General features: G+C 73.1%; 9 protein-coding genes and 1 pseudogene. 5 read left to right on the top strand and 5 right to left on the bottom strand.

The window, feature by feature from the left end:
- Positions 1-122: 122 nt before the first annotated feature.
- The 3 genes from ABTY59_RS37505 to ABTY59_RS37515 all read right to left on the bottom strand — a co-directional run bounded on the left by ABTY59_RS37505 (position 123) and on the right by ABTY59_RS37515 (position 1,714).
- Positions 123-764, bottom strand: coding sequence for a DUF305 domain-containing protein (locus ABTY59_RS37505; protein WP_352023638.1), 642 nt, complete (start codon positions 762-764; stop codon positions 123-125).
- Positions 765-872: 108 nt separating this feature from the next.
- Positions 873-1,271, bottom strand: coding sequence for a DUF6153 family protein (locus tag ABTY59_RS37510; RefSeq protein WP_352023639.1), 399 nt, complete (start codon positions 1,269-1,271; stop codon positions 873-875).
- 98 nt (positions 1,272-1,369) lie between these two features.
- On the bottom strand, positions 1,370-1,714 hold the full coding sequence (locus ABTY59_RS37515; protein WP_352023640.1) for a tetratricopeptide repeat protein: 345 nt from the start codon (positions 1,712-1,714) through the stop codon (positions 1,370-1,372).
- Positions 1,715-1,818: 104 nt separating this feature from the next.
- On the opposite strand from ABTY59_RS37515, the gene ABTY59_RS37520 reads away from it, so the two are divergent.
- Positions 1,819-2,784, top strand: a complete 966-nt coding sequence (locus tag ABTY59_RS37520) for a pirin family protein (RefSeq protein ID WP_352023641.1) — start codon at positions 1,819-1,821, stop codon at positions 2,782-2,784.
- Between the two features lie 69 nt (positions 2,785-2,853).
- Here ABTY59_RS37520 and ABTY59_RS37525 read toward each other — a convergent pair whose 3' ends face one another.
- Positions 2,854-3,306, bottom strand: a complete 453-nt coding sequence (locus ABTY59_RS37525; RefSeq protein ID WP_352023642.1) for a DUF6326 family protein — start codon at positions 3,304-3,306, stop codon at positions 2,854-2,856.
- Positions 3,307-3,468: 162 nt separating this feature from the next.
- Between ABTY59_RS37525 and ABTY59_RS37530 the strand changes: the two genes are divergently transcribed.
- The 4 genes from ABTY59_RS37530 (at position 3,469) to ABTY59_RS37545 (ending at position 8,216) form a co-directional block, all read left to right on the top strand.
- On the top strand, positions 3,469-4,608 hold the full coding sequence (locus ABTY59_RS37530; RefSeq protein ID WP_352023643.1) for a sensor histidine kinase: 1,140 nt from the start codon (positions 3,469-3,471) through the stop codon (positions 4,606-4,608).
- On the top strand, positions 4,605-5,261 hold the full coding sequence (locus ABTY59_RS37535; protein ID WP_352023644.1) for a response regulator: 657 nt from the start codon (positions 4,605-4,607) through the stop codon (positions 5,259-5,261). The genes ABTY59_RS37530 and ABTY59_RS37535 overlap by 4 nt, the downstream gene beginning before the upstream one ends.
- A 245-nt stretch (positions 5,262-5,506) precedes the next feature.
- Positions 5,507-7,333 (top strand): APC family permease, encoded by a 1,827-nt coding sequence (locus ABTY59_RS37540; RefSeq protein ID WP_352023645.1) that lies wholly within the window; start codon positions 5,507-5,509, stop codon positions 7,331-7,333.
- 106 nt (positions 7,334-7,439) lie between these two features.
- The gene (locus ABTY59_RS37545) at positions 7,440-8,216 is read left to right on the top strand and encodes a DUF4118 domain-containing protein (protein WP_352023646.1); all 777 of its coding nucleotides are present in this window, start codon (positions 7,440-7,442) and stop codon (positions 8,214-8,216) included.
- On the opposite strand, the pseudogene ABTY59_RS37550 reads toward ABTY59_RS37545, so the two are convergent.
- Positions 8,174-8,270: pseudogene (locus tag ABTY59_RS37550) on the bottom strand (ABC transporter permease); the annotation flags it as partial. The gene ABTY59_RS37545 and the pseudogene ABTY59_RS37550 sit on opposite strands and share 43 nt — an antisense overlap.

Genomic DNA, 8,270 nt, shown 5'->3' on the forward strand with positions numbered 1-8,270 from the left:
TCCGGACCTGGATCAGAGGCGATCCGGACCCGGATCAGAGGCGATCCGGACCCGGATCAGAGGCGATCCGGACCCGGATCAGAGGCGATCCGGACCCGGATCAGAGGCGATCCGGACTCGGATCAGAGCCGGTCGAGGATCGTCCGCAGCTGGGCGACCTCGGCGGACTGGGTCCGCACGACGTCGTCGGCGAGCTTCCTGGCCGTGGCGTTGCGGCCGTTCTTCTGCTCGTCCTTCGCCATGGCGACGGCGCCGTCGTGGTGGGCGATCATCAGCTCGGCGAACTTCCGGTCGAAGGCCTCGCCCCTGACGGCGGCGAGGGCCTTCATGTCCTGGTCGGACATCATCCCGGACATGCCGTGTCCGGAGCCGTGGGCGGCGGACTCGGGCCTGCCCCAGCCCTTCAGCCAGGCCCTCATCTTCCGGATCTCCGGGTCCTGGGCCTGCTCGATCGCGGCGACCAGCTTCTTGACCTCGGGGTCCTCGGCCCGGCCGTCGGCGAGCTTCGCCATCTCCAGGGCCTGCTCGTGGTGGGGGATCATCATCTGCGCGAACATGACGTCCGCGTCGTTGAAGGCGCCGGGCGCTCCGGCCTCCGGAGCGGCGGTCGTCCCCGGAGTGGCGGTGGCGGACGCGGAGGCGCCGCCGTGGTCCATGCCGCCGGCGCCGTCCTCGGTGCCGCAGGCGGCGAGCAGGAGCCCGGTCGCGGTGACGGCGCCGACGAGGGCGAACTTCCGGGCGGTGCGGTGGGTGAAGGCACGCATGTGGGTGATACCTCGTGTGCTGTTCGTACGTACGGAGTACGCGTACGGGAAAGGGCGGACCGAAGCGTTCACGGGCAGCGCGAGGCGCCCGCGGCGGCGGGGTACGGCCTAGATCCGCAGGACGGACAGCTGGGCGAGGTCGGGCGGCCGGCGCGGCGGGGCGTGCGGGCCGAGCGCGGGCGTGAGCCGCGCGAGGAGCAGGGCGAGCCAGTCGGGGCGGCGTCCGAGCGCGGCCCGGACGAGGCCCGCGAGCAGCCAGACGCCGAGGACGGCCACGCAGAGGGTGGTCATGTCCATCCCCGTGCCCGGCTCGTGCCGGGCGCCGGCGTCCCCGCCGTCGGCGTTCCCGCGGTCGTGCGGGGACGGGGCCTGCGTGCGGGCGCCGTGGTGCGCGGTGGAGGTGGTGTCCCCGCCGGACACGCCGGTGCCGGGGCCTTCGGGGTGGCCCAGGGAGTGCATCAGGAACACACCGAGCGCGAGCACGCCGACGAGCAGAAGGTGCACCACGGCACCTCCCGCCCGTCCGGCGCGCTCCGCTCGGTGTGTCCGCACAGTCAGGTCCTCCTGGCGGCGAATATACCGTGCGGGGGTATCGGCCCGCGGTGTCAGGCCGGCGTGTCGCCCGTCATGGCGGCGGCCATCCGCAGGTGCGGCGCGGCCTCGTCGGGCCGGCCGAGGCGCTCCAGGGTGCGCCCGAGCATCAGCCGGGCGTAGTGCTCGACCGGGTCGCGCTCCAGGACGGCGCGCAGCTCCGTCTCGGCCAGGGAGAGCCGCGCGGAGTGGTAGTACGCCCGGGCCAGGAGGAGTCGCTGGGCCGTCTGCTCGGGGTGTTCGGCGACCAGGCCGCGCAGGATGCGGACGGCGGTTCCGTACTCCTTCGCGTCGAAGAACAGCCGGGCTCGCTCCCAGCGTTCCCCCGCCGTTCCGAACTCGTAGTACGTGTCGCTCACTTGCTCTCCCTTTCCGGAGCTCCGGATCTGCCACCCTGGGGGGTGGTCGACCAGCACAACACCGCCGGTTAGTTGAACATTCCACCAAGGATGGGTTGGGTGCCATGAGCAATCTCGATCGTCAGGCCGCGCTGACCGTGTGCGGCGGCCGCGGCTTCGTCGTCGCCGAACCGGTACGCGAGCTCCTCAGCCCCCGCCGCGTCCGGCTCGGCGAGTCGACCGAGGTCCGCCGGCTGCTGCCGAACCTGGGCCGGCGCATGGTCGGGGCCTGGGCCTTCGTCGACCACTACGGCCCCGACGACATCGCCGACGAGCCCGGCATGCAGGTCCCGCCGCACCCGCACATGGGCCTGCAGACCGTCAGCTGGCTGCACGAGGGCGAGGTGCTCCACCGCGACTCCACCGGCAGCCTCCAGACGATCCGCCCCCGCGAACTGGGACTCATGACCTCGGGCCGGGCGATCTCCCACTCGGAGGAGAGCCCCGAGGCGCACGCCCGCTTCCTGCACGGCGCGCAGCTCTGGGTCGCCCTCCCCGACGCCCACCGGCACGTCGAGCCGCACTTCCAGCACCACGCCGCACTGCCCCGGGTCACCGCACCGGGCCTCACCGCCACGGTGATCCTCGGCGCGCTCGACGGCGCCGCCTCGCCCGGCACCACGTACACCCCGCTCGTCGGGGCGGACCTGGCCCTCGCGGCGGGCGCCGAGACCCGCCTGCCCCTGGAGCCCGACTTCGAGTACGCGGTCCTCGCCATGTCGGGCGAGGCCCACGTGGACGGCGTCCCCGTCCTGCCCGGCACCATGCTCTACCTCGGCTGCGGCCGCACCGAGCTCCCCCTCCGCGCCCTCTCGGACGCGGGCCTGATGCTCCTCGGCGGCGAGCCCTTCGAGGAGGAGATCGTCATGTGGTGGAACTTCATCGGCCGGTCCGGTGACGAGATCGCACAAGCGCGCGAGGACTGGGAGAAGGGCTCGCGGTTCGGCGAGGTCCACGGCTACGACGGCGGCCGACTGTCCGCCCCGGAGCTCCCCGCCACCCCGCTGAAGCCGCGCGGTCGAGTGCGCTGACCTGGGGAATCGTGGGAAGGGACGGGCCGCGCTCGACGAGTGGCCGCCGTGCGGGAACCGGACTCACGATCAGGGCCGGTCGCCGTGGGCGCCGACCGTACGGGGCCAGGTCCAGGCGTACCGCATGATGAGGGCGAGGAGGACCAGTTCCAGTGCGATGCCCAGGCCGTAGAAGTACAGCCAGGACGCGCCCACCGCGTTGAACGCCGTGACCGGGACGTAGAGCGCGGCCACGACGAGGTTCGTGACGCGGTTCGCCCGGGCGGGCAGCGTCGTCGACAGGACGACCATGAAGATGGGGATGGCCACGAGGACCAGCGCCGTGGTCGAGAAGGTCTGGGAGAGGTCGAACTCGAAGACCTTGCCGTCGAGGATGTCCTTGATGACGCCGGGCGTGAAGAAGTTGAGAATGTCCACGTAGGCGTAGAGGAACATGAAGGCCGTCCACGTCGCGGCGAGCTTGGCCCTCAGCCCGATCCGCTGCTCCTCCAGTGTGACGGTGGCGAGTTGACGTGTTCTCATCGTGGGCTCCGTGGTCGCGGTGAGGATCGTTAGGTCCACGATCACCGAGCCCGGCGGCGGGCGCCTCGGCCCCGAGGCTTCGGTTCGCCTGGCCGATGGCACGGTCTCCCTCTCGTTCTTTCGGCGGATACGCCGAGGCGCGACGATGCCTAGGCTGGAGCCGTGGTCACTTTCCGGCGCTCCGTCTGGCAGGAGCCGCGGCCTGCCGACGCCCCACCCGTCGGTCGTCCGGACTGGCTGCTGGTGGGCGTGTTCACGGCCGCCGCGCTGGTCGAGGCCATCGTTCGGCCGGGCCTGGCCTGGCGACCCCTCGTGACGGTGCTCGCCCTGGCACTGGTGCCTGCCCTGCTGCGGCGGCGGTCCAGCCCCCTCATGGCCGTCCTGGTCGGGTGGGGGGTCGCCGGGCTGCTCTCGGTCCTCCAGCTGACCGCGCACACCGGGGACCTCGGCCTCTACTCCATGATGGCCGCCCTGATCCTGCTCTACTCCCTGGTGCGGTGGGGCTCGGGACGGGAGATCGTCCTGGGGACGGCGTTCGTGACGGTCGTTGCCGTACTGGGGATGTACGCCACCTCCGCGGGCCGGGCCGATGTCTTCGGCGGGACCGTCCTCCTGCTGTTGTTCGTCGCCCTCGCGGTGGTGTTCCGCTATCGCGCGGACCTCTGGCACCGCCAACAGCGCGAGATCCGCAATCAGGAGCGGGTGGCGCTGGCGCGCGAGCTGCACGACATCGTGGCCCACCACGTCTCGGCCATCGCGGTGCAGGCGCAGGCCGGTGGCGTGGTCGCCGGCATCCAGCCCGAGAAGGCCGCCGAGGTCCTGGCCGCGATCGAGTCCGAGGCGTCGCGGACCCTGGAGGAGATGAGAGCCATGGTTCGGGTGCTGCGTGAGGAGGAAGCGGTCGCGTACTCACCGCAGCCGGGTGTCGCGGACCTGCCTGCCCTGGCGCGCGCCCACACGACGCCCACCGTCGAGGTCTCGCTGGACGGTTCGTTCGCCCGGCTGGCAGGACCCGTGGACGCCGCGCTCTACCGGCTCGCGCAGGAGTCGCTGACCAACGCCGTACGGCACGCCCGGAGCGCGACCCGCGTCGCGATCGACGTACGCCGGGAGGGCGACGCCGTCAGGCTGCGCGTCAGCGACGACGGACGGACCGAGCGGGGGCCGGCCCCGGAGCCCGGGTTCGGCCTGCTGGGCATGGCCGAACGCGCCCAGCTCCTCGGCGGATCGCTCTCCGCGGGGCCGGTGCCCGAAGGTGGCTGGGTGGTCGAGGCCGTGCTGCCGATGGCGGCGCCGGCATGAGCATCCGCGTGGTCGTCGCCGACGACCAGGACCTGGTCCGGACCGGCCTTGTGATGATCCTCGGCGCGCAACCCGACCTGGAGGTCGTGGGGGAGGCGGCGGACGGGCTCGCGGCCCTCGACCTGGCGACCCGGCTGCGTCCCGATGTCCTCCTCGTCGACATCCGGATGCCCGGGCTCGACGGCGTCGAGGTGACGCGGCGCCTGGCCGGGCCGGACGCGACGGACCCGATGGCGGTCGTCGTGATCACCACCTTCGACCTCGACGAGTACGTCCTCGGCGCCCTGCGCGCCGGCGCCCGCGGCTTCCTGCTCAAGAACGCCGGGCCCGAGCTTCTCGTGCAGGCCATCCACGCGGCGGCCGACGGGGACGCGCTGATCGCCCCCAACGTCACCCGCCGGCTGCTGGCCACCTTCGCCGACCAGGCGCCGGCGGTCCCGGCCCAGCCGAGCAACCCGCTCACCGAGCGCGAGGAGGAGGTGCTCGCGCTGGTGGCACGAGGCCGGACCAACGCCGAGATCGCCACCGAGCTCTTCGTCAGCCTGAGCACGGTCAAGACCCACGTCGCCTCGTTGATGACCAAGCTCGGCGCACGCAACCGCGTCGAGATCGCGATGTGGGCCCACGAGACCCGACGCGTGAGGGCCGATTAGCACGGATCGCAGCGCGGGCCCCCGGATCGCAGACGCGGAACCGCGACACGTTCACCGTGGCGCGGTCGTCCCCGAGGCTGCACCGCCCGACCCGATCGGACCGACTCCTGAGCACCTGGCGGCGGCCGGCGTCAAGAAGGCGTGAGGACAGCGGCGTCCGGTGCCAAGAACGCGCCAGGGACGGTGGGAGACGTCGGACGCGGAGGAGAGCCTGAGCGGACCCGTGCACGAAGGAGCCCGCCCGCATGTCCGCTCTGCCCACCGAGAACCGCGCCGCACCCGCCGTCGAGGACCCCCCGGATCCCCGGCGTCACCAGCTGACGGCCGTCACCGGGCTCGCCGCTCTGTCGCTCGACGCGATGGCCTCGGTGGCGTACGGCCCCGAGGCCATCGTCCTCGTGCTCGCGGCCGCGGGCGGTCACGGTCTCGGGTTCACGCTCCCGGTCACCCTGGCCATCGCCGGCCTGCTGGCCGTCCTCGTCGCCTCGTACCGGCAGGTCATCGCCGCCTTCCCGGACGGCGGCGGGTCGTACGCCGTGGCCAAGGCACACCTCGGCCGCCGCACCAGCCTCGTCGCGGCGGCCTCCCTCGTCCTGGACTACGTCCTGAACGTGGCCGTGGCCGTGACCGCCGGCGTCGCCGCGCTGACCTCCGCCTTCCCCGCGCTCCACGGTGACCGCCTGCCGATCTGCCTCGCGGTGCTCGCGCTCATCACGGCGGTGAACCTGCGGGGCATCGTCGACTCGGCCCGCGCTTTCATCCTCCCCACCGCCGTCTTCATCGGCGCGGTCCTCGTTCTCATCGCCGTCGGCCTGCTCCGCGACGCCCCCGTCTCCACCGCCGCCTCCGCCGGCCATGCCCCGGTCCTCGCCGACGACGCCACCACCGTCGGCGTCCTGCTCCTGCTCAAGGCCTTCGCCTCCGGCTGCTCCGCCCTCACCGGCGTGGAGGCGATAGCGAACGCGGTGCCCGCCTTCCGCGCCCCGGCCGCCCGGCGCGCCATGCGCGCCGAGGTCGCGCTGGGCGCGCTGCTCGGCCTGATGCTGATCGGCCTGTCCGTCCTGATCTCCCGCTTCGGCCTCCAGCCCGTCGAGGGCGTGACCGTCCTCGCCCAGCTGGCCGACGCCTCCTTCGGCCACAACGGGGCCTTCTACGTCCTCCAGTTCGCCACCATGGTGCTGCTCGCCCTCTCCGCGAACACCTCCTTCGGCGGCCTGCCCGTCCTGCTGAAGCTCCTGGCCCGCGACAACTACCTGCCGCACGTCTTCGGCCTCAAGGCCGACCGCCAGGTCCACCGCCACGGCGTCGTCTGGCTGGCCGTCGTGTCCGCCGGGCTGCTCGTCCTCTCCGGCGGCGACACCAACACCCTCGTCCCGCTCTTCGCGATCGGCGTCTTCGTCGGCTTCACGATCGCCCAGACCGGCATGGTCCTGCACTGGCGGGCCGCACGGCAGTGGCGCAGGGCCGCCCTCAACGGTCTCGGCGCGGCCCTCACCGGCCTGTCGGCCCTGGTCGTCACCGCGACCAAGTTCCCCGACGGCGCCTGGCTGATCGTCGTCGCGCTCCCGCTGCTCGTGGCCCTCTTCGAGGCCGTCCACCGCGCCTACGGGCGGATCGGCGAGCGCCTCGGCGTCGGACGCGTCCCCGAGCCCCCGCGCCGCGCACGCTCCCTCGTCCTCGTCCCGGTCTCCTCCCTGACCCGTCTCACCAGCGAGGCCCTCACCGCCGCCGTCTCCCTCGGCGACGAGGTGCGGGCCCTCACCGTCTGCCACCCGGACCCCGAGGACCTGGCGGCCACCGAGGCCCTGGAACGGGACTGGGCCCTGTGGAACCCCGGCGTCCCCCTCGTACGGCTCCGCTCCGAGCGCCGCTCCCTCGGCCGGCCCCTCACCGCCTACGTACGCGACCTGGGGGCGACCGAGCCGGGCACCCGGGTCACCGTCCTCATCCCGGAGGCCGAACCGGAGCGCCTGTGGCAGCGCGCCCTGCAGAACCAGCGGGGCGCGGTCGTCGCCCACGCCGTCCGCCGCGACACCAGCGCCGCCGTCTGCCGGCTCCGCCTGCGCTGCTGAGGCCGTCGTCAGGGATCCGTCAAGGACTCCTCCGCCCGGTGCCCTCCACGCCGCACCGGGCGGAGGCTTGTCCCAGGGAGAGGGGGCGGATCCTGTGAGGTGGACCATGAGGCTTCCGCTCCGGGACACGGCCGCCGTCGCCGCCGGAGTCCTGGCACCGTTCGCCGCGGCGCTGGTGCTGACGCCGCTGCGGACCTCCGTCACGCACACCAATCTCGCGCTGCTGCTCGTCGTCGTGGTCGTCGCCGTGTCGGCGTTCGGCAACCGCTTCGCCGGCGCCCTCGCCGCCCTGTCGGCCGCCGCGTGGTTCGACTTCTTCCACACCGAGCCCTACCGGAGCTTCCACATCCAGGACCGGGCCGACATCGAGACCGCCGTCCTGCTCCTGCTCGTGGGGCTGGTGGTGTCGCAACTGGCCGCTCACGGACGGACGATGAGGCGGGCGGCCGTCAGCGACGCCACCCATCTGGAGCGGCTGCACGGCACCGCCCGGCTGGCCCGATCCGGCACCTCGTCCTCCGACGACGTCGTCCGACAGGTCCGGCACGAGCTGGTCGACATCCTCGAACTGCGCTCCTGCCGCTTCGAGTACGGCACCCTCGTCGGGCGTCCGCCACGCCTGGACCCCGACGGCACGGTCCGGGTCGACGGCTGGATCTGGGACCTGGAGCGCCAGGGCTGGCCCGAGGGCGACATCGAGCTGCGCGCCGTCGTCCACGGGCGGTACCAGGGCCGGTTCCTGCTGACACCCGAACCCGGCTCCGTACCGCCGCCGATGGAAGCGCGCCTGGTCGCCGCCGACCTGGCGGCCCAGGCGGCCGCCGTGGTCGACGGGGACCTCTACTTCGGGTCGCGGTTGAACACCGCCTTGGACCAGAGGTAGCCGAGGGTGGTGAGGGCGAGGCACCAGGCGAGGGCGAGCCAGCCGTTGTGGCCG

The organism is Streptomyces sp. NPDC096079, from assembly GCF_040303145.1.
Classification (GTDB): Bacteria; Actinomycetota; Actinomycetes; order Streptomycetales; family Streptomycetaceae; genus Streptomyces.

Coding starts and splice junctions, on each gene's coding strand:
- ABTY59_RS37505 (WP_352023638.1), bottom strand. CDS start 764: ATGCGTGCCTTCACCCACCGCACCGCCCGGAAGTTCGCCCTCGTCGGC.
- ABTY59_RS37520 (WP_352023641.1), top strand. CDS start 1,819: ATGAGCAATCTCGATCGTCAGGCCGCGCTGACCGTGTGCGGCGGCCGC.
- ABTY59_RS37525 (WP_352023642.1), bottom strand. CDS start 3,306: ATGAGAACACGTCAACTCGCCACCGTCACACTGGAGGAGCAGCGGATC.
- ABTY59_RS37535 (WP_352023644.1), top strand. CDS start 4,605: ATGAGCATCCGCGTGGTCGTCGCCGACGACCAGGACCTGGTCCGGACC.
- ABTY59_RS37540 (WP_352023645.1), top strand. CDS start 5,507: ATGTCCGCTCTGCCCACCGAGAACCGCGCCGCACCCGCCGTCGAGGAC.
- ABTY59_RS37545 (WP_352023646.1), top strand. CDS start 7,440: ATGAGGCTTCCGCTCCGGGACACGGCCGCCGTCGCCGCCGGAGTCCTG.